This is a genomic window from Rhizobium sp. AN80A (assembly GCF_030053015.1).
Taxonomy (GTDB): domain Bacteria; phylum Pseudomonadota; class Alphaproteobacteria; order Rhizobiales; family Rhizobiaceae; genus Rhizobium; species Rhizobium metallidurans.
The window spans coordinates 72778-96553 of record NZ_JASJPX010000001.1 but is presented as its reverse complement, the minus strand read 5'-3'; the positions used below and the strand labels follow the sequence as shown (position 1 = coordinate 96553).

At 62.1% G+C, this 23776-nt stretch carries 22 protein-coding genes and 2 pseudogenes; 9 read left to right on the top strand and 15 right to left on the bottom strand.

Annotated features, from left to right (window positions below; all coding sequences use genetic code 11):
• Nucleotides 1-100 precede the first annotated feature (100 nt).
• Nucleotides 101-1057, top strand: a complete 957-nt coding sequence (gene speB / locus P3R82_RS00465) for an agmatinase (protein WP_283192565.1) — start codon at nucleotides 101-103, stop codon at nucleotides 1055-1057.
• On the opposite strand, the gene P3R82_RS00460 is transcribed toward speB, so the two are convergent.
• From P3R82_RS00460 to P3R82_RS00445, 4 genes are all read right to left on the bottom strand, one after another.
• The gene (locus P3R82_RS00460) at nucleotides 1058-1582 is read right to left on the bottom strand and encodes a flavin reductase family protein (protein ID WP_283192564.1); all 525 of its coding nucleotides are present in this window, start codon (nucleotides 1580-1582) and stop codon (nucleotides 1058-1060) included. It lies immediately after the preceding gene.
• A gap of 10 nt (nucleotides 1583-1592) precedes the next feature.
• Complete coding sequence (locus P3R82_RS00455; RefSeq protein WP_283192563.1) at nucleotides 1593-2939, bottom strand: LLM class flavin-dependent oxidoreductase; 1347 nt, start codon at nucleotides 2937-2939, stop codon at nucleotides 1593-1595.
• Between the two features lie 97 nt (nucleotides 2940-3036).
• Nucleotides 3037-3975 carry a LysR family transcriptional regulator gene (locus P3R82_RS00450; RefSeq protein WP_283192562.1) on the bottom strand — a complete coding sequence of 313 codons (939 nt, stop codon included), beginning with the start codon at nucleotides 3973-3975 and terminating at the stop codon, nucleotides 3037-3039.
• Nucleotides 3976-3986: 11 nt separating this feature from the next.
• Complete coding sequence (locus P3R82_RS00445) at nucleotides 3987-4712, bottom strand: UTRA domain-containing protein (RefSeq protein WP_283192561.1); 726 nt, start codon at nucleotides 4710-4712, stop codon at nucleotides 3987-3989.
• A gap of 241 nt (nucleotides 4713-4953) precedes the next feature.
• Here P3R82_RS00445 and P3R82_RS00440 point away from each other — a divergent pair, with 241 nt between their 5' ends.
• The 4 genes from P3R82_RS00440 (at nucleotide 4954) to P3R82_RS00425 (ending at nucleotide 7960) form a co-directional block, all read left to right on the top strand.
• On the top strand, nucleotides 4954-5781 hold the full coding sequence (locus P3R82_RS00440) for a transporter substrate-binding domain-containing protein (RefSeq protein ID WP_283192560.1): 828 nt from the start codon (nucleotides 4954-4956) through the stop codon (nucleotides 5779-5781).
• A gap of 84 nt (nucleotides 5782-5865) precedes the next feature.
• On the top strand, nucleotides 5866-6507 hold the full coding sequence (locus P3R82_RS00435) for an amino acid ABC transporter permease (protein WP_283192559.1): 642 nt from the start codon (nucleotides 5866-5868) through the stop codon (nucleotides 6505-6507).
• The gene (locus tag P3R82_RS00430; protein WP_283192558.1) at nucleotides 6504-7172 is read left to right on the top strand and encodes an amino acid ABC transporter permease; all 669 of its coding nucleotides are present in this window, start codon (nucleotides 6504-6506) and stop codon (nucleotides 7170-7172) included. Before P3R82_RS00435 ends, P3R82_RS00430 begins: the two co-directional genes overlap by 4 nt.
• Nucleotides 7169-7960 (top strand): amino acid ABC transporter ATP-binding protein, encoded by a 792-nt coding sequence (locus P3R82_RS00425; protein WP_283192557.1) that lies wholly within the window; start codon nucleotides 7169-7171, stop codon nucleotides 7958-7960. Before P3R82_RS00430 ends, P3R82_RS00425 begins: the two co-directional genes overlap by 4 nt.
• Nucleotides 7961-8033: 73 nt before the next feature.
• Here the strand turns inward: P3R82_RS00425 and yghX are convergent, their stop codons facing one another.
• The 6 genes and pseudogenes from yghX to P3R82_RS00395 all read right to left on the bottom strand — a co-directional run bounded on the left by yghX (nucleotide 8034) and on the right by P3R82_RS00395 (nucleotide 14545).
• Nucleotides 8034-8921: a YghX family hydrolase gene (gene yghX, locus P3R82_RS00420; RefSeq protein ID WP_283192556.1), complete on the bottom strand. Its 888-nt coding sequence runs from the start codon at nucleotides 8919-8921 to the stop codon at nucleotides 8034-8036.
• Between the two features lie 149 nt (nucleotides 8922-9070).
• A complete protein-coding gene (locus tag P3R82_RS00415) occupies nucleotides 9071-10507 on the bottom strand; it encodes a M81 family metallopeptidase (RefSeq protein WP_283192555.1) in 1437 nt (478 codons plus the stop codon).
• A gap of 10 nt (nucleotides 10508-10517) precedes the next feature.
• Nucleotides 10518-12437 carry a beta-N-acetylhexosaminidase gene (locus P3R82_RS00410; protein ID WP_283192554.1) on the bottom strand — a complete coding sequence of 640 codons (1920 nt, stop codon included), beginning with the start codon at nucleotides 12435-12437 and terminating at the stop codon, nucleotides 10518-10520.
• Between the two features lie 29 nt (nucleotides 12438-12466).
• Nucleotides 12467-13242 (bottom strand): annotated as a pseudogene (locus P3R82_RS00405) (SDR family oxidoreductase).
• A gap of 27 nt (nucleotides 13243-13269) precedes the next feature.
• Nucleotides 13270-14130: a MurR/RpiR family transcriptional regulator gene (locus P3R82_RS00400; protein ID WP_283192553.1), complete on the bottom strand. Its 861-nt coding sequence runs from the start codon at nucleotides 14128-14130 to the stop codon at nucleotides 13270-13272.
• A gap of 25 nt (nucleotides 14131-14155) precedes the next feature.
• Nucleotides 14156-14545, bottom strand: coding sequence for a RidA family protein (locus tag P3R82_RS00395; protein WP_283192552.1), 390 nt, complete (start codon nucleotides 14543-14545; stop codon nucleotides 14156-14158).
• A gap of 110 nt (nucleotides 14546-14655) precedes the next feature.
• On the opposite strand from P3R82_RS00395, the gene P3R82_RS00390 reads away from it, so the two are divergent.
• The 4 genes from P3R82_RS00390 to P3R82_RS00375 all read left to right on the top strand — a co-directional run bounded on the left by P3R82_RS00390 (nucleotide 14656) and on the right by P3R82_RS00375 (nucleotide 18170).
• Entirely contained in the window at nucleotides 14656-15141 is a 486-nt protein-coding gene (locus tag P3R82_RS00390; RefSeq protein WP_283193464.1) for a hypothetical protein, read from the top strand.
• A gap of 20 nt (nucleotides 15142-15161) precedes the next feature.
• Complete coding sequence (locus P3R82_RS00385; protein WP_283193463.1) at nucleotides 15162-16622, top strand: M81 family metallopeptidase; 1461 nt, start codon at nucleotides 15162-15164, stop codon at nucleotides 16620-16622.
• 16 nt (nucleotides 16623-16638) lie between these two features.
• Nucleotides 16639-17739 (top strand): D-TA family PLP-dependent enzyme, encoded by a 1101-nt coding sequence (locus tag P3R82_RS00380; protein ID WP_283192551.1) that lies wholly within the window; start codon nucleotides 16639-16641, stop codon nucleotides 17737-17739.
• A 128-nt stretch (nucleotides 17740-17867) separates the two neighbouring features.
• Complete coding sequence (locus P3R82_RS00375) at nucleotides 17868-18170, top strand: hypothetical protein (protein ID WP_283192550.1); 303 nt, start codon at nucleotides 17868-17870, stop codon at nucleotides 18168-18170.
• A 21-nt stretch (nucleotides 18171-18191) separates the two neighbouring features.
• Here the strand turns inward: P3R82_RS00375 and ugpC are convergent.
• The 5 genes and pseudogenes from ugpC to P3R82_RS00350 form a co-directional block, all read right to left on the bottom strand.
• Nucleotides 18192-19329 (bottom strand): annotated as a pseudogene (ugpC, locus tag P3R82_RS00370) (sn-glycerol-3-phosphate ABC transporter ATP-binding protein UgpC).
• A gap of 89 nt (nucleotides 19330-19418) precedes the next feature.
• Nucleotides 19419-20645, bottom strand: a complete 1227-nt coding sequence (locus P3R82_RS00365) for an ABC transporter substrate-binding protein (protein WP_283193462.1) — start codon at nucleotides 20643-20645, stop codon at nucleotides 19419-19421.
• Nucleotides 20646-20680: 35 nt separating this feature from the next.
• On the bottom strand, nucleotides 20681-21541 hold the full coding sequence (locus tag P3R82_RS00360) for a carbohydrate ABC transporter permease (protein WP_283192549.1): 861 nt from the start codon (nucleotides 21539-21541) through the stop codon (nucleotides 20681-20683).
• Nucleotides 21538-22422 carry a sugar ABC transporter permease gene (locus P3R82_RS00355; RefSeq protein WP_283192548.1) on the bottom strand — a complete coding sequence of 295 codons (885 nt, stop codon included), beginning with the start codon at nucleotides 22420-22422 and terminating at the stop codon, nucleotides 21538-21540. Before P3R82_RS00355 ends, P3R82_RS00360 begins: the two co-directional genes overlap by 4 nt.
• Nucleotides 22423-22434: 12 nt before the next feature.
• Nucleotides 22435-23592 carry a Gfo/Idh/MocA family oxidoreductase gene (locus P3R82_RS00350; RefSeq protein ID WP_283192547.1) on the bottom strand — a complete coding sequence of 386 codons (1158 nt, stop codon included), beginning with the start codon at nucleotides 23590-23592 and terminating at the stop codon, nucleotides 22435-22437.
• Nucleotides 23593-23776: the final 184 nt, after the last annotated feature.

Genomic DNA, 23776 nt, shown 5'->3' with positions numbered 1-23776 from the left:
GTCGCGTGACGTGATTGATTGTGCGCCACAATCCGAAACCGCGTGACATTCCTGTTCCGCGTTCCTACCAATGGAGCGAAGCACGGAACAGGATCGACCAATGACCGGATCATTCAACCAGCCCATCGATGCAGCCGAGGTCCCGCGCTTCGCGGGTCAGGCGACCTTCATGCGCCTGCCAACCGCCGACACGGCAAAGGGGCTGGACATCGCACTCGTCGGCATCCCCTGGGACGGCGGTACGACGAACCGGGCCGGTGCGCGACACGGGCCAAGGGAAGTGCGCAGCCAGTCGAGCCTGATGCGCCGGGTGCATCATGTCTCCGGCACCGAGCCCTACAGCATCGCCAATATCGCCGATGTCGGCGATCTCTCCGTCAATCCGATCAATCTGATGGATGGTCTGAGCCGCATCGAGGCAGGGATTGCCGAGATCGTCGCCGCTGGCGCGATCCCGCTCTCGGTCGGCGGCGACCACCTGACCACGCTGCCGGTTCTGCGCGCTGTCGCCAAGGCTCGCCCCGTGGGCCTCATCCATTTCGACGCCCATTCCGACACCAACGACACCTACTTCGGTGACAACCCCTATACGCACGGCACACCGTTCCGGCGCGCGATCGAGGAAGGCTTGCTGGACCCGAAGCGGATCGTCCAGATCGGCATTCGCGGTTCGGTCTATGAGCCCTCGGAGCATGATTGGGCGAGAGCGCAGGGTGTGCGCGTGATCTACATGGAGGAGTTCGTCGAGCGTGGCGCGAAGGACGTGATGGCGGAAGCGCGCCGGATTGCCGGCGACCAGCCCACCTATGTCACCTTCGATATCGACAGCATCGACCCATCGATGGCGCCGGGAACCGGAACGCCCGAGGTCGGCGGCTTTACGACGCGGGAAGCGCAGCAGATGATCCGGCTGCTTGCCGGCGTCAACATCGTCGGCGCCGATGTCGTCGAGGTCGCGCCACCATTCGACGTCGGCGGCATCACCGCCCTCGCCGGCGCGACGATGATGTTCGAACTCCTCTGCGTCATCGCCAAACAGGTGGCGGACAAACGCTGATTAGCTCTCCGGCCGGGCGCTCAAGTTCCCGGCCAGTCTCCTGTAGCCGCCGCGCCAGTAGAGCAACGGCTCCACGTCCTCGCGCGTCTCGATCGCGCGCACGCGGCCGATCAGAATGGCGTGCGAATGGTGGTTGAGAACCGTGTCCAGATCGCAGTCGAGCACCGTCAGAGCGTCCGACAGTGCCGCGGTCCCCGTCGCTAGCTCATGCCATTGCGCGCCCTCATAGCGCTCGGCGCCGCGACGGCCATCGAAGCCGGCGAAGGATTGCGCGACGTGCTGCTGGTCGGCGGAAAGCACATTGACGCAAAAGCGACGATACTTATCGACGGCGGGCCATGAGGAGGACGACCGATTGACGCTGACGATCACGGAGGGCACGTCGGCGGAGAGCGATGAGACCGATGTCGCGGTGAAGCCCGTCCGCTCGTCTCCCTCTCCGACCGTGATCACGCTGACGGCGCCGGCCAGATGCCGCATCGAGAGCTTGAACGCCGTTTGATCGACGACAGGTTTGTGCAGCATCGCCAGCCCCTCATTCTCGGCTTTTCGCGAAGCGATTGGCGGGCATCGAGAGGCCGAGGTTTTCGCGAAGCGTCGCGCCCTCGTACTCCTCGCGGAACAGGCCACGGCGACGCAATTCCGGAAGCACGAGCTTGACGAAATCATCGAGGCTCGCCGGCAGCGTCGGGAACATCAGGATGAAACCATCCGCCGCCCGCGTCTCGAACCACTCTTCCATGAAATCGGCGATCTGCTTCGGGGTGCCGGTGATGCCGTTGCCGGTGTGCTTTTCGGCATAATGGCGCACCAGTTCGCCGACGGTGCGGCCGCTCTTGACGAAATCGACGAGCTCGTCGAACAGGGCGCGCGATCCCTTCGGCGCTTCAGGAAGCCGGTCCATGGGGAACGGCTGGTCGAGCGGCACGCCGGTCAGATCCGCCTCCAGGAATTCCGACAGCATCAGCCTGCCGACATCCGGGTGCATCTTGTCGATCAGATAATCGACCTTTGCCTTCGCCTCCGCTTCCGTCTCGCCGACATTCAAGACGACGCCGGGCATGATCTTCAGGTCATCGGGATTGCGGTCATAGGCCGGCATCCGCGACTTGACGTTCTGGTAGAAGGCACGATTGCGATCGATGTTCGACGCCAGACTGAAGACGATTTCCGCCGTTCGCGCCGCCATGTCCATGCCCGGTTCCGAGCCGCCCGCCTGGGCGATCACAGGCCGGCCCTGCGGGGAGCGGGCTATGTTGAGCGGGCCGCGCACCTGGAAATGCTTGCCCTTGTGATTGAGCGTGTGATGCTTGGTCTTGTCGTAGTAGACGCCGCTTTCGCGATCGAGCAGCAGCGCGCCCTCCTCGAAGCTGTCCCACAGGCCGAACACGACATCCACGAATTCGTTGCCGCGCTCGTAGCGCAGCGCATGCGGATCGAGACCTTCCCGGTTGAAGTTATAGCCGGTCTCGTCATGATCCGACGTGACGACATTCCAGCAGGCGCGGCCGCCGCTCAGGTGGTCGATCGAGGCGAACAGGCGCGCGACGTTGAATGGCTCGTAGTAGCTGGTTGATACGGTGGCCACCAGCCCGAGCTTCTCCGTCGATACCGCGAGCGCCGACAAAAGCGACAGCGGCTCGAAGCGGTTCATCTTGGTCGGAATGCGCGACAGCGCATCTGGATCGCCGACGGCGGCGGCGGGCGAATCCGCCAGGAACATGAAGTCGAGCTTCGCTGCTTCCGAGCGCTTGGCGACGTCGAGAAGATGGCTGAAATTGTTGGCGCCGTCGACGTTGCTGTCGGGATGCAGCCAGGAGGCCGGATGAAAGCCGAATGTGTAGACGAACGTGCCCAATTTCATCTTGTCGCCGCGCGCCATCGTCGTCTCCCAAAAGTTGACCGCCATCAATTGCGCAAGCTAACGCCACGCGACTTTTTTCATCAATATCGCGCAGCTATCTTCCGTTTTAGTTTTTCTAAAGAGTCGATTGTGCCGAGACCTGCCCCTGCTGTCGCGAGAGCGCGATCATCCAATCGCGGAACTCCGGCCCATAGGCCCTTTGAAGCGCCGATCGGTCCCAGGCCAGAAAATAACTCTCGCGCAGTGGGATGCGGATATCGACAGGAATGACGAGCGTCTGCGCCTCGAGTTCATCCGCGATCATCGACATCTGCGCGAGCACCACGCCGCGCTTGTTGACCGCCGCATCGATGGCGCTACTGGAAAGCGTAAAGGAGAGCCCGGGTGTCGTCTCCTTAAGATCGACGCCGACCTTCGAGGCGAATTCCGACCAGCGCGGATAGGGCGTGAAATGCCGCTCCCACTCCACATGCAGCAGCGGATAGCGCAACAACTCCGCAGCCGTCGGCCTGCCCGCTGCGATCAATGCCGGAGAGCAGGCGGGAACCACCCAGTCGCGGAAGAGCTCGGTGTAATGATCGTGCTGCAGCACGTCGGAGCCATAGCTGACGCGAAAATCGACCTCGTCGAACCCCATGCGCGGCTCCCGGTCGCGGCCGATGACACGGATATGGGCGGCCGGGTGAAGGGCCTGCCAGTCGAAAATGCGCCGTCCGATCCACTTGTTCACCACCGAGGACAGGGCGCTCAACACCAGCGCATTCTCGTTTCGCGCACGCTCCAGCACCTGCTGCGCGATCGCGAACTGCTCGAAGCCCTTGGTGATCTCGCGGTGATAAAGGCGGCCCCAGACCGTCAGCTCCGCGGTCCGGCCGCTGCGCTCCAGAAGTGTTACGCCGAGAAAGCTCTCGATCTTCCTGATCTGCTGACTGATCGCACCCGGCGAGACGTTGAGCTCTATCGCCGCCGCCGTGACGCTGCCGCAACGCCCGGCCACCTCGAAAGCCTGCAGCGCCTTCAGCGGGAGCGCCCTGAATTGTTGCTCATCGGTCAAGTCGGGCCTCGTCAGGGTTGGCGCCGCGAGCGCTTTTCAGCCGGCTGGAAGACGCTCGCGAACTGGAATCGATCGCCGGGATGCATGATCTCGACATGCGTCACCATACGCTCGTTCTGCCACGTCTGGCGAATGAGATTGAGGCAGGGCTCGCCACGCTCCATCAGGAGCACACGCGCCGTCGATGCGTCGGCCGAGACCGCCCGGATCACATGTCTCGCCTTCGACCATGGCACCTGCGACAACAGCCATTTCGCCGGCGGGGCGCCAGCAAAGCTCTCATCTCTTGCGAGCGGCACCGTGTCGAGCAGGATCAGCCGGCGCTCGATGGCGATGGGCTTTCCGTCAACGATGTGCAGGCATTGAAGCCTCAGAACCTCCGAGCCTTCGGGCGCCTGCAGCTGCGCCGCCTCGGCCGTGTCCAGCCGTTCGATCTTGCGCGACAGGATTTCGTGCCGGTGCTCGTATCCGGCAAGGGCCGCCTCGGTGCTTATATCCTGGATATCCATCACCGTCCGGTCGATCTGCGGCGAGGCGACGAAGGAGCCGGCCTTGCGTCGACGCACGATCAGCCCGCGCTCGACGAGGATGGCTAGCGCCTTGCTGACCGTCATGCGCGAGCACTGATATTGCTCCACGAGATCATGCTCTATGGGGATGCGATCTCCGGGCCGCCAGTCACCACTCAGAATCCTCGCCTCGATGTCCTTGAAAATTCGCTGATGAATCGCGCCCAATACGTCACCTTTCCTCCGGCGGGAGACAGAAATCCGCGAATACCGATCCGGCCGCCGCTTATCCCTGGCACACGTGCCCGGCACAAAAATTGCTTTCCTGGAGTTTGGCGTTGACACACTAGGCCAGCCTATATCTATTTGTATAGTCAAAAGCGGACCAGAGAAGTGCGCTCAAACGACTAAAAAATCGGGAACTCGTGCTCCTCCACCGGGGGAGCAAACACTGGAGAGAATGAAGATCATGATCGCAAACTCATTGCTCAAGGGCCTTGTCGGCGCCGCATTCCTGTTCGGCGCAACGCTTTCCGCGCACGCCGCTGATACGCTTGCCGCCGTCAAGGCAGCCGGCACGCTGAAGGTCGGCACCGAGACCGCCTTCGCGCCGTTCGACTTCATCGATGCCGGCGAGCACGCAGGCCTCAACGTCGATCTCTTCGCCGAAATCGGCAAGGAACTCGGCGTCAAGATCGAGTGGGTCGCCCTTCCCTGGGATGGCGTCTTCCCGGCGCTCGAAGCCGGCAAGTTCGACGTGGTTGCCGGCCCGGCAACGATCACCAAGAAGCGCATGGAACGCTACCGCTTCACGCCGCCGATCGCCGAAGCAACGATCGCGATCCTGAAGAAGGCCGGCGACAGCTCGATCAGCAAGCCTGAGGACATTGCCGGCAAGAAGATCGGTGTCGGCAAGGCGACCTCGCAGCTCGATCAGCTGAAGGAGTTCTCCGATACGCTGGCGACCAAGGCCGACATTCGCGAATATCCGGCCTTCACCGAATCCTACGCCGACCTCGCCGCCGGCCGCATCGCCGGTGTCGCCAACTCGCTGCCGAACATCGCCTTCGTCGCCAAGCAACGCGAGGGAACCTTCGAAGTCGTTCAGCCGCCTTTCGGCAAGAAGTCCTATTTCGGCTTCATCGGCCTGAAGGATGCCGATCATGCGCCGCTGATGGACGCGATCGACGGCGCCCTCCTGAAGATCAAGGCTGACGGCCGCATGGCCGAGCTGCAGAAGAAGTGGTTCGGCGCCACCTTCGATACCCCTGACGCGGTCAAGGACCCGGCGTTCTGATTTTACAGACCAGCGATCGATCGCGCTCCGGCGATACCGGGGCGCGATCAGGTTTTGTGAGCGCCAGACAGGCTAAAGCCACATATGTCCCTAAAACTCTTCGAATTGCTTCTGCAGGCGTCGATCTACACGGTGACGATTAGCGTCGTGTCGATCCTGATCGGTTTCGCGATCGCCATCGGGCTGTCAGGCATGCTCCTGTCGAAGAAGACGCTTTTCGTTCTTCCTGCCCAAGTTTTCATCAGCTTCTTCCGTGGCGTGCCTCTGCTCGTCCAGCTTCTGCTGATCTACAATCTGCTCCCCGCCATCGGGCTCAACGTTCCGAGCATCGTCGCGGCGATCGCCGGTATGTCGCTCTGCACCGCAGCCTATCAGGCCGAGAACCTTCGCGGTGGCTTTGCCAGCGTATCTGTCGGACTGATTGAATCGGCCGAGATGGTCGGCATGACACCGGGCCAGATCTTCCGCCGCATCAAGGCGCCGATCGCGCTCCGGCTGACATTCCCGGCCCTCGTCAACGAAGCAATCCTCATTCTCAAGGCATCGTCGCTGGTCTCGGTGGTCGGCATCATCGAGTTGACCCGCATGGCGCAGGATCTTGCCGGCAGCACCTTCCTGCCGCTGCAGATCTTCGCGGCCGCGGGCCTCATCTATCTCGGCATCAACTGGATCGTGGCGATTGCCGGCGGTCTGATCGAGCGCTCCCTGCCGGGAGTTCCGCGATGACATTCGATATCAACGTCATTCTCGACCAGATGCCGGCCATCGTCAGCGGCGCAGGCGTGACGCTGATGACCTGGATCGTCGGCACCATCGCCGCCGCCGTCCTCGGCTTCTTCGTCGCGGTCGGCCGTCGCTTCGGCGGCATGGTGCTCGACAAGGCGCTCGGCCTTGCCGTCGCGGTGCTGCGCGGCACGCCGTTCCTGATCCAGATCTTCCTCGTCTATTACGGCGGCCCCTTCATCGGGCTTTCGCTCGATCCGATCCCGGCGGGACTGATCGGCATCTCCATCTACGGCGCGGCCTATTACAGCGAAATCTTCCGCTCCGGCTTTCTCGCCGTCCCGAAAGGTCACATCGAGGCCGGCGAATGCGTGGGCATGACGCAGGGGCAGATCATCCGGCGCATCCTTCTGCCCGAAATGACGATGCTGGTGCTGCCGCCCTCGCTCAACATGGCGGTTCTCCTGATGAAGGAGACGGCGGTTCTCTCGATCATCACCGTGCCCGAGCTGACGGCGACGCTGAGCGCCATCGGCGCGCAGCAATATGCCTTCGTTGAAGCGCTGTCGGTGCTGGCGCTGTTTTACTGGGTCCTTGTCGAGATCACCGGCAGGCTTGGCCATCTCGTCGAAACGAAACTCACACGATTCAGGTTTTTCAACGCATGAGCCTTCCCGCGATCGCAGTCAAAAATCTCGTCAAGACATTCGGCGACACCACCGTTCTTCACGGCATCGACCTCGAGATTCCGCAAGGCCAGGTCTCGTGCCTGATCGGCCCATCCGGCTCCGGCAAGAGCACGCTGTTGCGCTGCATGGCCTTTCTCGAGGAGGCGACATCGGGGACGATCGCCATCAACGGCGAGACGCTTGGCTTCACGGAAAACGCGCAAGGCGTGCGAGAGCGCATTCCGGCCGGGGCCAACCGCGCGATCCGGGCACAGATCGGCATGGTGTTCCAGCAGTTCAACCTGTGGCCCCACATGACCGCCCTCGGCAATGTCAGCGAGGCGCTGAAGCTGGTGCAGAAAATGAACAGGAAAGCGGCCGAGGAGCTGGCCATGGCGCAGCTCGTCAAGGTCGGGCTCGAAAGCCGCGCCGGGCACTATCCGTCGCAGCTATCAGGCGGGCAGCAGCAGCGCGTGGCGATTGCCAGGGCGCTGGCGCTGAAGCCGAAGATCATGCTTTTCGACGAACCGACCTCGTCGCTCGACCCGGAGCTGACGGGCGAAGTTCTGAACGTCATGCGCGATCTCGCGGCGGAGGGGATGACGATGGTCGTGGTTTCCCACGAGATCGGCTTCGCCGCCACCGTCGGCCAGCAGATCACCTTCCTCGACCACGGCAAGGTGCAGTTCTCCGGACCACCTCAGGAGGTCTTCAGGAAGCCGCGCAATCCGCGTCTGGAACAGTTCCTCGATACCTATCTGGATCGCGGCGCCTCGATGCTGATGTAGGCGGTTCGGTTGCGCAACATGTCGCGCTATCATTCTGAGACGAGCCGCCCGTCGGAGCGACCGCTGACCGCGCCTAGACCAGATACTTGTTGAACCAGGCGACCGTGCGTTCCCACGCGAGCTTGGCGGCCGCTTCGTCGTAACGCGGCGTCGAATCGTTGTGAAAGCCGTGATTCACGCCGGGATAGACATAGGCCTCGTACACTTTCTTGTCGGCCTTGAGCGCCGCCTCGTAGGCCGGCCAGCCGTCGGTGATGCCCTTGTCCAGTTCGGCATAATGCAGCAGTAGCGGCGCCTTGATGCGTGCCACGCTGTCGGCGCTCGGCTGACGTCCGTAAAACGGCACGGCGGCGCCGAGTTCCGGATAGGCGACGGCCGCGGCATTGGCGACACCGCCGCCGTAGCAGAAGCCGGTGATGCCGACCTTGCCCGTGGTGAGGTCGCTCTTCATCAGAAACTCGATCGCGGCGAAGAAGTCGTTCATCAGCTTTTGCGGATCGACCTTCTGCTGCAGTTCGCGGCCCTTTTCGTCATTGCCCGGATAGCCGCCGACAGACGTCAGGCCATCGGGCGCCAGCGCGATGAACCCGGCCTTGGCGACACGCCGCGCGACGTCCTCGATATAAGGATTAAGGCCCCGGTTTTCATGAACGACGACCACGCCCGGCACCTTCCCCGTGGCCTTCGCCGGCCGAACGAGATAGCCACGCACATCGCCATTTCCCTTGGGCGAGGGATAGGTGATGTATTCGGCGATGATGTCGGGATCGGTGAACTCCACCTGCGTCGCAAGCGCATAGTTCGGGCTCATGGAGGAGAGGATTGCGGCGGCGGTCAGGCCTCCGACCGCGAATTTGCTCGCTCGGTCTAGGAATTCGCGCTTGGTGATCCTGCCGTGCGCGTAATAGTCGTAGAGTTCGAGCAACTCTTGGGGGAAGTCCTTCGCGGTCATCCGGTTCATGATTGATCCTCCATCCATCCGTTCCGGCGGCAATATTACACGAGCGCTTCCCCTCGTCAGTTCAACATTGCGAGACCGCCGTGCCGACAACACGGATCATATGAGCGCCGCCGAAGCCGCCAGGCCGTCATCGTGTCAGTTGCTTCCTGTCACTCGGTCCAGCGCGCCGAGAAGCGCGCCTGCGGGAGGTAGCTGAAGTCGCGATCGAAGGGAAAGGCTGGTCGCGCGCGGCGGTTGCTGACCAGCCCCTCGATGTCCTGATTGACCACGCCCTGCGTCAGCGCCATCAGGTTGGGGTTGGCGATCGGCGCCAGTTCCGGCGAGAGGTAGCCGGACTTGACGACCAGAAGCCGCACCGCCTTCGGATCAAGTCCGAGCAGGGCGAAGTCGGCGATGTTGTGATAGGGCCGGCGGCGCGCGGCGAGCACGACGGTGATCCCGCCGATGCGCACGACCGCCTGGCGCTCGGCGGCCACACCCGTATCGGACAGCAGCACCACCTCCGCCTGCACCTTGGCCGGCGTGCTCGAGCCATCGAGGCTGCCGCCGATCGTCAGGGCAAGCGTGGCGCCCTTGCCGGCGGCAAAGCAGGCCTCGACGGCGGGGCGGTCGGTGATCCCCGCGATCAACGCGCCGTCAAAGCCGCGCGCGATCAGCGCGTTCAGCACGTCGGCACGATCGCCAACACCGCCACCCGTCGGGTTGTCGGCGGAATCGGCAAGGATGACAGGCGAGGTCTCGGCCTTCTCGGCGATATCGAGCATCTCCGCCAGCGGCCCGGTGACGGGACCGAAGCGGAAATCCTCGCGTGCGTTCCAGTAGGAGAGCGCGATCTCTTCCGCGGCCTTGGCAGCGGCACCCTTGCTGGTCGCCGTGATGACCGCGCAGGCGGTTGCGCGCGGCTCGTCGGCCCAGACATAGCCGACCATCAGATTGGCGTCGAGAACGCCCGCTCGTTGATCGAAGACCGGCAGCGCCTCATAGAGCGCCTTCGCCGGCTGATCTTCCGTCGAAGTGCGCTCGCCGGGCCAGAGCACCGGCACCGGCGCCCAGGCGACGCCAGGGCGCGTGCCGCTTTTCAAGGCATCGACCAGCATCGACCAGGCGCGCACCATCGTCTCGCGTACATCGATATGCGGCGCGGTCCGGTAGGCGGCGAAGATATCAAGTTGATCTATGATCTTCTGGCTGACATTCCCATGCAGGTCATAGCTCGCCGCCACGACGACATCGGCCCCGACCACGGCGCGAGCAGCCGAGATCCAATCGCCCTCTGCGTCGTCCATGCCCTCGACATTCATCGCGCCATGCATGGCGAGATAGAGCCCGTCGATCGGCAATGCGGCCTTCAAGAGAGTGAGGAACTCGCTTTTGAAGGCTTCGTAGGCGACGCGCGAGACCGGGCCTCCAGGCACGGCGCGCGCGTGCAGAAGCGGCAGATGTTCGACGCCTTCGGCCTTCAGAAAGTTGAAATACTCGGCCCCCAGAAGGTCCGCGCCCTTGAGGACGCGAAAATCCTCGATGGCCATCAGCACCGGCGAATAGGTGCTGCACTCCGTATGAATTCCGCCAACAGCGATCCGCATCGTCAGCTCCTTAAAGTTTCGGGCTCAGCGGCACGATGGCCGAGAAGCGATCCCAGTTCTTCTTCGCCTTCGGCGTCCAGGCGGCCTCGGCAATGGCAGGCAGGCGCGGGAAGACAAGACGGTTGAAATAGCCGCGTGACAGGAAGTGCTCCGACCAGATGCAGGCCTGCACGCCCTTCATCCTGTCCTTCAGCTCTTCGGGGAAATCGCCCTCGGCCTCATAGCCATATGTGTGGGCCGGCGGCACCGTTCCCGCCCAGCTGGCACCGGGCTCCTGGAAGGCCTCGGCCTGCACCATGTCGAGATAATAGGCCTGGCCGGGGGTCATGACCACCTCGTAGCCTTCCCTGGCAAGCTCGATGCCGACATCAGGGTTTTCCCAGGCCATCAGCAGCGTGTCCTTGGCCGCGACGCCGCCGCCATGGGCGACCTCGTTCCAGCCGGCGAGCTTGCGCCCGCGCGCAGTCAGCATGTCCTTGACGCGCTTCAGGAAGTAGGATTGCAGCGCGAAGGTGCCCTCGATGCCTTCCTGCTCCATCAGCTTCTTGGCGAGCGGCGACGCCAGCCAGGAGCCGTTCGCCACCTCGTCGCCGCCGATATGCAGGTACTTCGACGGGAAGAGCTCGACCATTTCGTCGAGCACCTTTTCCAGGAAGGTGTAGGTCAGCGGAATGGCCGGGTTCAGCGCATTGTTCGGATAGCCCTGGACCGAATGATAGCTGTCGGGTGCTTCCTGGCCATCGGTCAGCTCCGGCAGCGCCACGAGGGTCGCCGTGCTGTGGCCGGGAATATCGATCTCGGGAACGACCTCGACGCTCAACGTCAGCGCGTGCGCGACGATCTCGCGGACATCCCCCTGCGAATAGAAGCCGCCGACCGGCTCCGCGCCATTGCCGAGCTGCGGCAGGAGCGGTGCGTCCGGCCCGCGCAGCACGCCGGTCGTCGTGAGCTCCGGATAGGCCTTGATCTCCAGGCGCCAGGCTTCGTCGTCGGTCAGGTGCCAATGGAAGATATTGAGCTTCAGCCAGGCCAGAATGTCGACCAGCCGCTTGATGTCGGCCGCCGGATAGAACTGGCGCGAGACATCGAGATGGCAGCCACGCCAGCCATAGCGTGGCTTGTCGGCGATGGTGCCCGAGATCGGGAAACGGAACGTGCCGGGGCGGCTGCGCGCGCCCTCCAGCATCTGCGCCAGCGACGTCAGGCCATACTGCCGACCGGCGGCGTCCGCATAGGCGAGCGTGATTTCATCGGCCGAGAAAGTGAGCTTGTAGCCTTCGGCCGCAATGGCGGCATCGGTGATGAAACGCAGTGCGCGACCCTGCGGCGACGGCTGGAGATTGAACGGCGCATGCGCGCTTTCGAACAGGCGGCGGACCAGCGAGGTGACCGTGGACATGGCGCGCAGATCATCCGAGGAGGCACCGGCCGCAGGATAGAGCGCGACAGGAAAGCCGTCGCCCGGCTTGGCGTCGATCTCGGCCGGCCAGGGCTGCAGCGCGAATGGCAGGTCGAGCTTGCCCTCCGGCAACAGCACCGGTGGCGGCTCGCTGACGCGGCCTTCGAGCAGGAGATCGGACACGGCGACCGCGACGTGACTGCCATCGGCGAGCGTGACATAGGCCGACTTGGCGCCATCGGTGCAGTGCTTGGCCGGGCGGTGCAGACCGCTCACCGTAAAGGTCCAGCCTTCACCCGGCGCGATTGACAGGCCTGTTGGTGGCGCGAATTCATGGAAATTGGCGTTGCGGCGCAGGAAGGTCGCGTTCTCGCAAGCTTTCTTATCAATCACCCGTGTCAGCGACGTGTAGACGATCTTGAAGTCCGCGAGCGGCGCATCCGACAGGTTGAAAAGGGTGAAGGTGAAGCGACCATTCGGACCGCCGTCCGGCTGCCAGGAGCTCTCCAGACGATAGGGGACCGTGTCCATAACTGTTCCTCTCGGTATTCTTTTTTTGATCAGTAGTCAGCGGATTGGGAGAAGGTGCGGGCGAGTTCCGCTTGCCCGCGGTGAGGCCGCAATCGACGGGCAGGCAGACACCGGTAATGCCGTTCGCCTGCGCACTCGCCAGGAAGCCGACCGCGTTGGCGACATCCTTCGGATCGACGACACGCTGCAGCGGATACCAGCGGCGCGCTTCCTCGAAGACATTGGGGTTGGCGGCGGCGCGGGCTTCCCAGGCCTGCGTGCGCACCGTGCCCGGCGCGATCGCGTTCGAGCGGATGCCGAACTTGCCGTATTCGACGGCGACCAGCTTGGTGAAATGCAAAAGACCGGCCTTGGCGGCGCTATAGGCCGGATGGCCGAAGACGTGCATGCCGTTGACCGAGGCGATGTTGACCACCGAGCCCTGCGTCGCCTTCAGGAGATCCGCGACGGCGCTGAAGCAGAGGAACGGCGCCTCGAGGTTGAGCGCGTTATCGGCGCGCCAATCCTCCGGCTTCGTCGACTGCAGGCTGACCGCGCGCGCGGCACCTGCATTGTTGACCAGTGTTTTCAGCGCGCCGAGCGACGCTGCGGCCTTGGCCATTTCGGCAACGCTGTGTTCGCTCGTCACATCGCAGCTGACGGCGACGAAGCGCTCAGCCGAACCCAGCGCACGCGCGGCCTTTTCGGCGGCAGCGCCGTCGATATCGACAAGCAGGATGACATCATGGTCATCCGCGAGCCGGCTGGCGATGGCACGGCCGATATCGCCCGCAGCGCCGGTCACGATCGCTACCGATTTTGTCATTCTCAGTCCTTTCCTGACATGAGATCCTCAGTCCCCGAGCAGCTGACGGTCATCGCCGTCACGGTGGGCAACGAGTTGTTGTTTGATGCGTCGAAGAGTGACCGCCGCCTGCGGGATATTATAGGCGACGAGGCTGGCCAGGATATCGACGGCGGCCAGATAGGCGATGCGCGTCGAGGTCGGCCGGAAGATGTTGTTTCCCTCGGCAAGATCGATCGGAATGACGATGTCGGCGGCCTTGGCGACGAGGCTATCGGCCTGCGTCAGCGCGATGGTCGTGACCCCGGTCTCGCGGGCGAGCGTGAAGGAGCGTACGAGCTCGGTGTTGCGCCCGGAGAATGACGAGCCGATGATGACATGCGTCGACTTCGCCGCAGCCGCCAGCATCAGCTGCATGCCGTGGTCGGAGCTCGCGGTGACATGCAGGCCGAAACGAAAGAGGCGGTTCTGCAGCTCGCTGGCGATCATCGAGGAATTGCCGCCCGAGCCGAAGGCATAGATCATCTCCGCCTTGGCGATCTTCTCGGCCGCCTGCTCGATGGCGGCAAGGTCAAGCGAGCGATGCAGCAGGAACAACGCGTTCTGCGCCTTGGTGATGATGTCCTGGGCGACGTCACCGGGATCGCGGCTCTTCGGCTCGGGCCTGAGATAGCGCATGCCGACATAGGCCGTGCGGGCGAGCTGAACCTTGAAATCGGAAAAGCTCTCGCAGCCGACACGGCGACAGAAGCGGGTGACAGTGGGCGGCGAGACATCCGCCTTTTCCGCCAGCTCGATGATCGAGGCATTGACGGCGAATTCGAAGTCGTTGAGCAGTATCTCCGCGATACGGCTTTCCGACGGCGAAAGCCGGGCCTTCTCTTCCTGCAATGTCGAGAAAATGTCCACGCCCGGCTCCCCTTGGTCTATCGCGCTATTTGTCTTTCGCTTTATACGCGACGCAATCGATTTCGATCTTGCAATCGACCATCATCGACGATTGCACACAGGCGCGTGCCGGCGGGTGCTCGCCGAAATACTGCTGATAGATACCGTTGAAGGTCCAGAAATCACGGGGATCGTCGAGCCAGACGCCGCAGCGCACGACATGCTCGACGCCATAACCGACCTCTTCCAGGATCGCGATCACGTTCTGGATCGTCTTGTGCGTCTGCGCGACGATATTGCCGTCGATGATCTCACCATTTTCCATGGCAACCTGACCCGACACATAAAGCCAGCCGTCGGCTTCGACCGCACGGGCAAACGGCAGCGGCTTTCCGCCTGCGCCGGTCTGAACGGTGCCATAACGCTTGATGGACATTGACCGATCCTTGCAAATTATTTTCGTGATAAGTTGACAAGTGACCATATTAAGCGGAATTTGACCAGAGAAAAACGTCATTCATGAAAAGAATTTCAATCGGGAACACCATGCGCGATCCTTTCAAGAACCCCTTCCCTGCTTCCGATACTGCCCGGCATTCGATCTGGGAGATGCTCGTTCACCGCGATATCGACGCCTTCCTCGCCGCCGATTGGTCGATGGTGAAGCACGATTTCGTCGAGGACGGCTTCATCGGTATCGACGGCCGCAGGCAAGTGAGCCCCGACAAGTGGCGCCTCGCCTTCCCGACGCTCGCCGCCTATCGCGATGAGTGGGTCCGCCAGGCCAAGGATTTCGCGACGCAATCCTTTGCCGAGGACACCCGCACCGCTATTTTCACCACGACCACGCTCGAGGATATCGAGATCGAGGGCGACATGGCGCTGGTGCGCAAGAAGTTCGACGGCGGCATCGCCAAGGCCGATGGCAGCCGCGATATCATGCAGTGGCAGACCCTTTATTATTGCCGCCTGCACGAAGGGCGTTGGAAGATCTCGGGCTTCACCGGCTATCTTCCGAACCCGATGGGTTGATCAACACAAAGGCCGAGACATTGCGGATTTTCACGGCGGCTCTCGCAACCGAGACCAATACCTTCTCCCCCATCTGCGTCGATCGGCGTGCTTTCGAGGCGTCACTCTATGCGCCGCCGGGCCAACACCCGGAAACGCCGACGCTCTGCACCGCACCGATCACCGTCGGCCGGCGCGTATGCGCGGAGAAGGGCTGGACGCTGATCGAAGGCACCGCGACCTGGGCGGATCCGGCCGGCCTCGTCAGCCGCGCGACCTATGAAGGCCTGCGCGACGAAATTCTCGGGCAGCTCCGCGCCGCCATGCCCATCGACGCCGTGGTGCTTGGCCTGCACGGCGCCATGGTCGCCGCAGGCTATGAGGACACGGAAGGCGATACGCTGACACGCATTCGCGAGATCGTCGGCGCCGACATTCCCGTTTTCGCCGAGCTTGATCCGCACAGCCATCTGACGGCAAAGCGTTTCGCCGCGGCCAATGTTTTCGTGTACTTCAAGGAGTTCCCGCACACCGATTTCGTCGATCGCGCCGAGGACCTTTGGGGTATCGCCGTCGATACGATCGAGGGCCGCGTCAAACCCGTCATGTCCGTCTTCGATTGCCGGATGATCGACGTGTTTCCGACCTCGCGCGATCCGATGCGCTCTTTCGTCGACAAGATCATGCGAATCGAGAAAGACGATCCCGATGTACTCTCCATCTCCGTGGTTCACGGCTTCATGGCGGGTGACGTGCCGGATATGGGCACCAAGCTTCTCGTCGTCACCAACGACCGCAAGGACAAGGGCGATGCGCTGGCGCATGAACTCGGCATGGAGCTCTTTTCAAAGCGCGGCACCTTCATGATGCCGCAGATCGACGAGAGAGAGGCTGTGTCGCAGGCGCTGGCGGCAACCGCGTGGCCAGTCGTGATCGCCGACATGTGGGACAACCCCGGCGGCGGAACAGCCGGCGACGCGACAGTGGTTCTAGGCGAACTCCTGGCGCGCGGCGTCACCGATGCGGCGATCGGCACCATCTGGGACCCGATGGCGGTGCAGATCTGCATGGCGGCCGGGGAAGGCGCAGAGATCCCGCTTCGCTTCGGCGCCAAGTCCGCACCCGGTACCGGCAACCCGATCGACGGCCTCGTCAAGGTCATCAAGATCGTGCCGAACGCCGAGATGCGCTTCGGCGAGAGCTTCGCGCCCTTCGGCGATGCGGCGCATATCGTGCTCGATGGCATCGACATCATCCTGAACTCGACGCGCGCCCAGAGCTTCGATCCGAGCCTGTTCTCAGTCATGGGCATCGACCCGACGCGGAAGAAAATCCTCGTCATCAAGTCGACGAACCACTTCTACGCCTCCTTCTCAAAGATCGCGTCCGAAATCCTCTATTGCGCAGCGGGCACGCCTTATCCTAACAATCCAGCGAAGACGCCGTATCGGCGCGCGCGCAAGGATATCTGGCCCATGATCGCCGATCCCCACGGCGCTTAACATGGAGTAGCGTGAGATGCACAACAGCCCATTTGCCGTCGTCGCCAAGCCCGGCGACAAGGTCGCGGACCTTTCGACGCCTCGCCCTGTCATCGACGAGGATCGGATGGCGGCCAATATCGCCCGCACGCAGGCCTATATGGACGCGCACGGCATCGACTTCCGCCCGCACATCAAGACACACAAGATCCCGGCACTGGCCGCCCAGCAGGTCGCCGCGGGCGCCAAGGGCATCAATTGCCAGAAGGTCACCGAGGCCGAAGTCTTCGCCGAAGCTGGTTTCGGGGACATCCTCATCACCTTCAACATCATCGGCGCCGAGAAGCTCGAACGCCTCGCGGCGCTGAACGAGCGCATTTCCGGCCTGAAGGTGGTCGCGGATAGCGCCTATACCGTCGACGGCCTTTCGGCCTATTTCGCGGCGCGCAAGCCGCTTGTGGTGCTGGTCGAGTGCGATACCGGCGCCGGACGCTGCGGCGTGCAGAAACCCGCTCAAGCAGCAGCGCTTGCCAAGCGCATCGACGCGGCGGCGGGCCTGGCATTTGGCGGGCTCCTGAACTATCCGAAACCGGGCGCCGCTACCGAGGTACAGGCGTTTCTTTCGCAAGCGCTCGCGTTGATCGAGGCCGAGGGCGTCACCTGCCCCATCGTCAGCAACGGCGGATCGCCGAGCCTCTTCGACGCGCATCTGGTCCCGGCCGCGACGGAACACCGTGCCGGCACCTATATCTATAATGACCGCTCCATGGTCCGCGCCGGCCATTGCACGGAAGACGACTGCGCCATGCATATCCTCGCGACGGTCGTTTCGCGCCCGACGGGGGATCGCGCCGTGATCGATGCGGGGTCGAAGGCGCTGACATCCGATCTGCTCGGCTTCACGGATTATGGTCAGGTGGTCGGCTATCCGCAGGCTTCGATCACCGGCCTGTCTGAAGAGCACGGCGTGATCGACCTGTCGAAATGCGAGGGCGCGCGGCCTGCGATCGGCGACAAGATCCTGATCATCCCGAACCATACCTGTGTCGTCTCCAACCTTTTCGACACCATGGTTTTCCACCGCGACGGCGTCGTCACGCGCGTCGAGGACGTCGCGGCGCGCGGGCTGGTCTGGTAGCCAGAACCACGCGTCGGCGGCCGTTCGCCGGCCGCCGACGCCATCGTACGAGACCTCCTTGAAGTTTGCCTTGTCCGGCGCATCTTATGGATGCGCCAATATTCCGGCGATGTCCTGGGAGGTCATTCATGAGAATTCTGATCGCATTGGGAATAGCAGCAAGCTTCGCGTGCGTTTCGGCCGCGCAGGCGCCGGCGCAGTGGCAGACCTATTCCGGCGTCCGCGTCGATCCTGACCCGACCATTCTCGCCCGCTTCGACCGCACATATCCTTATTGCGAGCAGGAAGCGTTTCGCCGCGGCTCGACCGACGTCAACAGCCTGTGGCACGTGACGGCGTTGCGCAACTGCATGTATCGCCACGGCATCGTTGACCGGGGCTCATACTCCTACCCGGCCAACGCCTTGTTCTACAATTTCATCGATCGCTGATGACGCGACCGGCGCTCGCGATCAGGCAAGCGCCGTCGGGTTCAACAGATTGAGATCGATATCGGTCAACGCCACGTGGCGTTCGAACGCGATGCCGGCGCCGTCGAAGAGGTGGCAGTCCGCAGCGTTGATGCCGACCAGCATGGGCTGCTCCGGGCGCACGCCGACGCTGCCGGATAGCGTGGCGCAGAAGTTCTCACCCTCGCCATCCAGCGCGGCATAGGCAACGGTCTGCGCGCCGAGACGCTCGATGACGCTCGGGGTGATCGTGAGCGAGATATCGCCCGATGCGAGCTGGATATGTTCAGGACGGACGCCGAGTGTCAGCGCCTTGCCCACGACACCCTCGCGCGGCGTGACCGGCACCGTCAGCGTCTGGCCCTTGTAATCGACCGTCACGCTCTTGTCGGCTGCACCGGTGCAGGTGACTGGCAGGAAATTCATCTTCGGATTGCCGATGAAGCCGGCCACGAACATATTGGCGGGCTTGTGATAGAGTTCGAGCGGCGCGCCCGTCTGGGCGATCTCGCCGGCGTTGAGCACGACGATGCGGTCGGCCATCGTCATCGCCTCGACCTGATCGTGGGTGACGTAGATCATCGTCGCCTTGAGCTGGCGGTGCAGTTTCGCGAGTTCGATGCGCATGTCGGAGCGCAGCGCGGCGTCGAGGTTGGACAAAGGTTCGTCGAACAGGAAGATCTTCGGCTCGCGCACGATCGCGCGGCCGATCGCCACGCGCTGGCGCTGGCCACCCGAGAGCATGCCCGGCTTCTGCTGCAGACGCTGGTCGAGATGCAGGATGCGGGCGGCGTTTTCCACCTTGGCCTTCAGCTTCCCCTCTTCCATCTTCCTCGACGCGCAGCGGAAAGGCGATGTTTTCGAAAACGCTCATATGCGGATAAAGCGCGTAGGACTGGAACACCATGGCGATGCCGCGCTTGACGGGTGGCAGATCGTTCACCCTGACGCCGTCGATCACGATGTCACCCGCCGAGGTTCCGTCCAAGCCTGCGATCATGCGAAGCAAGGTGGATTTGCCGCAACCGGATGGGCCGACGAACACGACGAACTCGCCATTGTTCACCTCGAGCTGAACGCCCTTCAGAACCTCGAAGTCGCCGTAAAATTTCTGAACCTTGTTGAGAAGTAGCTGTCCCAAAACCTGTCTCCGCTCACCGCCACGCGCGGCGCATACTCTCGATAGCGAAGGGATCGCGGGTGTTGCGCCCCGCGATCCCCAACAAAGGCTTACTTGAACGCCTCGATATCGGTGGCGGCCTTCTTGAGGGCGTCGGCCGGCTCGGCCTTGCCCGTCACGACGGACTGGACCATCTCGATCATGGAATTCTGGAAGCCCTTGTAGTCCTTGAACAACGGCTCCGGGCCACCATAGGCGATGCCGTCGATGAACGGCTTCCAGAAGGGCTCCTTCTTGACGAATTCATCGACCTGGGCCGACGGACGCAGCGGCGTCAGGCCGGCGCCACCCTGGAGTTCATACTCGCCCTGCGGACCCGGAGAGGTGATGAACTTGGCGAACTCGGTTGCCTTTTCCTCGACGCCCGAACCCTTGAAGATCGCCAGGCTGTCGGTAATGAGCAGCGTGCCCTGGCCCTTGGCGGAGGGACCGAGCGGCAGCGGCGCGACGCCCCATTCGAGCTTCGTGTCCTTGAGGCGATAGGCGGCGCCCGAACCGGCCTGGATCATGCCGACCTTGCCGTCGAGGAAGATGGCGCGGATTTCGTTCTGTTCGTAGGCGGTGGCACCTTCGACTGAGTAAGGCGTGATGTCCTTGTAGGCCTGGAGAGCGGCAAGAACCTCAGGGCTGTCGGCCTTGATGTTGCCCTTGTCGTCGATGATCGTGCCGTTGTTGGTGTAAACCCAATGCATGAACTGGTGCATCGTGTTGTCGAAGGTCTTGGCTGGCAGACCATAGCCCGGAATGCCCGTCTTTTCCTTGATCGCCTTGGCAAAGGCGATTTCCTCGGCCCAGGTCTGCGGCGGCTTTTCCGGATCGAGACCAGCCTGCTTGAACAGGGCCTTGTTCCAGTAGAGCGCCTTGGTCGAGAAGGCGATCGGAACGCCCCACTGCGTGTCGTCGAACGTCACCGTGCTGACGATGCCCGGATAGTAGCTCTTCTTCTCGTCATCGCTCATCGGAACCGGGACGATCAGGTCGTTTTCCGCGAATTCCTTCAGCGTGCGCGAGCCGACATAGGCCATGGCCACGGGCGTTCCCGCCGCGGCAAGCGTCGTTGCCTTGTCCTGGCACTGTTCCCAGCCCACGACCTCAGGCTTCACCGACCAGCCGGCGTTCTTGCCTTCCCATTCCTTGATGTATTTTTCATGGATCGGGTCGATCTTGTCGCCGCAATAAATCCACGAAATTTCCTGATTGGCGGCCTGGGCCACAACGGTGCCAAGCGCCGTGGAACCAAGCAGGGCCAACGCTGCGAGCCCAGTTCTAAAAGTCATGTTCACGAAAGTCACTCCCGTTCTCTGGTGGTTGTTTATTGTTTCACCGCGCCAGCGGTAAGCCCGCTGACGAGATAGCGTTGCAGGAAGAAGATCACGACCAGAGCCGGCGCGATGCCGACGAAACTTGCGGCCATGAGCTCATTCCATACGACCTCCTGCCGGCCGAAATAGGCGAACAGCCCGACCGGCAGCGGCATGTATTCCGTTTTTGAGTTGAACGTCAGCGCATAGATGAACTGCTGCGCGTAGGCTTCGATGAACGAAGAGATGGCAACAACGACAATGCCGGGCATGGCGATCGGCAGAATGACCCGCCGCAGCGTATAGAACTGGCTGGCTCCATCGACATATGCCGCCTCGTCGAGTTCGCGCGGAATACGACGCATGTAGGTGTAGAGTAGCCAGATTCCGGTTGGGATGATGAACGCGACACCCGGCACGATCATCGCGAAATAGGTGTTCAGCACCCCAAACGAGCGCATCAACCTGAACAGGGGGATCAGCAACACGGCACCGGAGAACATCTTGACCGCAAGAAAGCCGCCGAGAAGCAGACCCGCGCCCCTGAACTCGTAGCGGGCGAAAGCGTAGGCGGCAGGCACGACGAAGATCAGCACGACGATGGTGATGATCCCCGAAATCAGGAACGAGTTGAAGATATACCAGGCGAAACCGGGCACGCTCACCCACATCGTCCTATAGGCCTCGAACGATCCGTTTTCGGGAATGAACCGATAAGGCGACGAAAACAGCTGTGACAGCGGCTTCAGCGACACCAGGAACCCCTCGATGAAAGGTGCAAGCACGAAGGTGAGGAAGATCAGGATTCCGAGATAGATCCCGACGATTTCGTACCAGCGGTAACGGTTGATCATCGACGTCGACTGGCTCATCGCTTTTCTCCCCCGGTAAAGCGGCTGGTAATCCTGAAGTAGCAGAGGCAGAAGATCGACAGGAAGATGCAGATCAGAACGGCGCGGGCCGCCCCTTCCCCGTATTTGTTCGAACCGATCGCGGTCTTGTAGGTGTCGATGATCATCGTCGTCGTTTCACCATTCGGTCCGCCGCGCGTCAGAATCCAGATGATGTCGAAGGAATTGAACGTCGAGATCAGGGACAGCATCGACATCGTTACCATCGACGGAACGAGAAGCGGCAGCGTGATGCGGCGGAAGCGGTACCAACGGCCGGCCCCATCCGTCCATGCGGCTTCGTAGAGATCCTGCGGCACCGATTGCATGGCGGCAAGCATATAGAGCGTGACCATCGGCACGCCGATCCACACGTCGGTGATGATCGTCGCCCAGAAAGCCGTGTTGCCGTATGCAAGAAAGGCGACCGGACCATCGACGAAGCCCATGCGCTGCAGCATGCCTGAGATCATGCCGAACTGGCCGTTATACATCCAGCCCCACATGAAAATGCCGATAGCCATCGGTACGATCCACGGCGGCATGGTCAAAATTCGAAACAGAGCCCGTCCCGGAACTGCTGCATTGAGCATAGCCGCGCCGAATGTGCCAATGATCATCTTGATCGAGACGGAAAAGAACGTCCAGATGAAGGTCCGGAGGATGACCTGAAAGAAGGTGTCGTTGAAAATCTTGCTGTAATTCGCCCAGCCGACCCAGTTCGTCGTCCTCTTCAGCGACGCGTCGGTGAAGGACAGAATGAAGGTGTCGACCAGCGGATAGGCAACGATGACGGTGACATAGAGCAGAGCCGGCAGAAGCAGGATCCAGGCGAAGATGAGTGTGCTACGTTGAACGCTCATTCCGCCGTCTCCTTATGCCGCCCGTGCGTGAAGCGCCTCGTCGAACCGGTCCCATACGGGACGCAGATCCACGACCGATCGCTTCATGCGGGCCTCGTCCATCGAAAGCGCAAGAATACCCGCCTCCAGCGCATTAAGCGTCGACACAGGCAGCACCGTGCCGGTGCGAACGCTGTCGAGAATATCGACGGCCATCTGTTCGTCGGCACCATAGTGCTGCGACAGCTCGGTGGCGGCGTAGGTGTTTTCGACGACCTTCTTGCCGGTCAGTTGCTCATGCACGTCCAGATAGCCGCGAACGAAATCGCCTTCGGCCATGCCGCGCGATCCCATGATCGCAAAGCGGCGGAACTGGTCGGGTACGTTGAGATTGGTGTGGAAGTTCATGCCGACGCCGTTGGCGTATTCGACGATCGCGACCTGATAGTCGATGATGTCGGCGTCACTGTCGAACACCTTGTCGGTGCCCTTCCAGCCGCTCGGCTTGCGATGGAACAGTTCGAGATCGTTGATGCCTTCGCGGGCCGGATCGTTGTCAGGCGTGAAGCTCTTGCGTCCGCCGAAGCTTGCGACCCGTTCGGGCCGCGCGCCGACGATGCCATTATACAGGTCGAGATCGTGGCAGCACTTCTCCAGCATGAAGCTGCCGGAATAGCGCTCGTAGCGGCGCCAGTCGCGCATGAAGAAAGCGCCGTGATAGGGCTCGATGTGCTCGGATGCCTCGATCGAAACGATCTGGCCGAGATTGCCCGCCGCCTGAACCGCCTGCAGGTCGCGGTAAAGCGGCGAGTAGCGCAGCACCAGCCCGACCATAAGCCGCTCATGGCCGAACTTGGCCATCAGACGCGCGAGCTCGACGCTTTCGGCAATCGTCGTCACGATCGGCTTTTCGCAAAACACCTTGAGACCGGCTTCGAGACCGATACGGATATGTTCGAGATGGAAGAGATTGGGCGAGCCGATCATCAAGAGATCGAGCTTCTCGTTGGCGATCAGCTCCTGCGGAGAGGCATAGGATTTACCAACGGAAATGCCGTTTTCGACGAGACCCGGCAGGCCCGCGGGCTCGGGATCGACATAGCCGACGATCTCGAAGCTTTCATCAATGGACTTGAAGACATAGCCAAGATAGCCGAGCCGGAATCCTAGCCCGATAATTCCCACTTTCATGCTGTTCTCGTTCCCATTTACGTAATTTATTTTCGTCAGGTTGAGACAAAAATTCGATCTCGTCAACAAGAAACACGGAAAAAGTTGGAACTGTGAAATTGATTTTCATAATGGTTGTTCGAAGACTGTTTTGATTTTCACCATCGGCGTGGCGACCACCATCCACCCGGCCTCGGCCAAGAGC

Excerpts from the sequence above, each read along its gene's own strand:
- yghX (WP_283192556.1), bottom strand. The coding sequence starts at position 8,921 with ATGAACCGGATGACCGCGAAGGACTTCCCCCAAGAGTTGCTCGAACTC.
- P3R82_RS00355 (WP_283192548.1), bottom strand. The coding sequence starts at position 22,422 with ATGAGCGTTCAACGTAGCACACTCATCTTCGCCTGGATCCTGCTTCTG.
- P3R82_RS00425 (WP_283192557.1), top strand. The coding sequence starts at position 7,169 with ATGAGCCTTCCCGCGATCGCAGTCAAAAATCTCGTCAAGACATTCGGC.
- P3R82_RS00380 (WP_283192551.1), top strand. The coding sequence starts at position 16,639 with ATGCACAACAGCCCATTTGCCGTCGTCGCCAAGCCCGGCGACAAGGTC.
- P3R82_RS00455 (WP_283192563.1), bottom strand. The coding sequence starts at position 2,939 with ATGGCGCGCGGCGACAAGATGAAATTGGGCACGTTCGTCTACACATTC.
- P3R82_RS00435 (WP_283192559.1), top strand. The coding sequence starts at position 5,866 with ATGTCCCTAAAACTCTTCGAATTGCTTCTGCAGGCGTCGATCTACACG.
- P3R82_RS00350 (WP_283192547.1), bottom strand. The coding sequence starts at position 23,592 with ATGAAAGTGGGAATTATCGGGCTAGGATTCCGGCTCGGCTATCTTGGC.
- P3R82_RS00440 (WP_283192560.1), top strand. The coding sequence starts at position 4,954 with ATGATCGCAAACTCATTGCTCAAGGGCCTTGTCGGCGCCGCATTCCTG.
- P3R82_RS00360 (WP_283192549.1), bottom strand. The coding sequence starts at position 21,541 with ATGAGCCAGTCGACGTCGATGATCAACCGTTACCGCTGGTACGAAATC.
- P3R82_RS00460 (WP_283192564.1), bottom strand. The coding sequence starts at position 1,582 with ATGCTGCACAAACCTGTCGTCGATCAAACGGCGTTCAAGCTCTCGATG.
- P3R82_RS00375 (WP_283192550.1), top strand. The coding sequence starts at position 17,868 with ATGAGAATTCTGATCGCATTGGGAATAGCAGCAAGCTTCGCGTGCGTT.
- speB (WP_283192565.1), top strand. The coding sequence starts at position 101 with ATGACCGGATCATTCAACCAGCCCATCGATGCAGCCGAGGTCCCGCGC.
- P3R82_RS00395 (WP_283192552.1), bottom strand. The coding sequence starts at position 14,545 with ATGTCCATCAAGCGTTATGGCACCGTTCAGACCGGCGCAGGCGGAAAG.
- P3R82_RS00390 (WP_283193464.1), top strand. The coding sequence starts at position 14,656 with ATGCGCGATCCTTTCAAGAACCCCTTCCCTGCTTCCGATACTGCCCGG.
- P3R82_RS00365 (WP_283193462.1), bottom strand. The coding sequence starts at position 20,645 with ATGACTTTTAGAACTGGGCTCGCAGCGTTGGCCCTGCTTGGTTCCACG.
- P3R82_RS00430 (WP_283192558.1), top strand. The coding sequence starts at position 6,504 with ATGACATTCGATATCAACGTCATTCTCGACCAGATGCCGGCCATCGTC.
- P3R82_RS00415 (WP_283192555.1), bottom strand. The coding sequence starts at position 10,507 with ATGCGGATCGCTGTTGGCGGAATTCATACGGAGTGCAGCACCTATTCG.
- P3R82_RS00410 (WP_283192554.1), bottom strand. The coding sequence starts at position 12,437 with ATGGACACGGTCCCCTATCGTCTGGAGAGCTCCTGGCAGCCGGACGGC.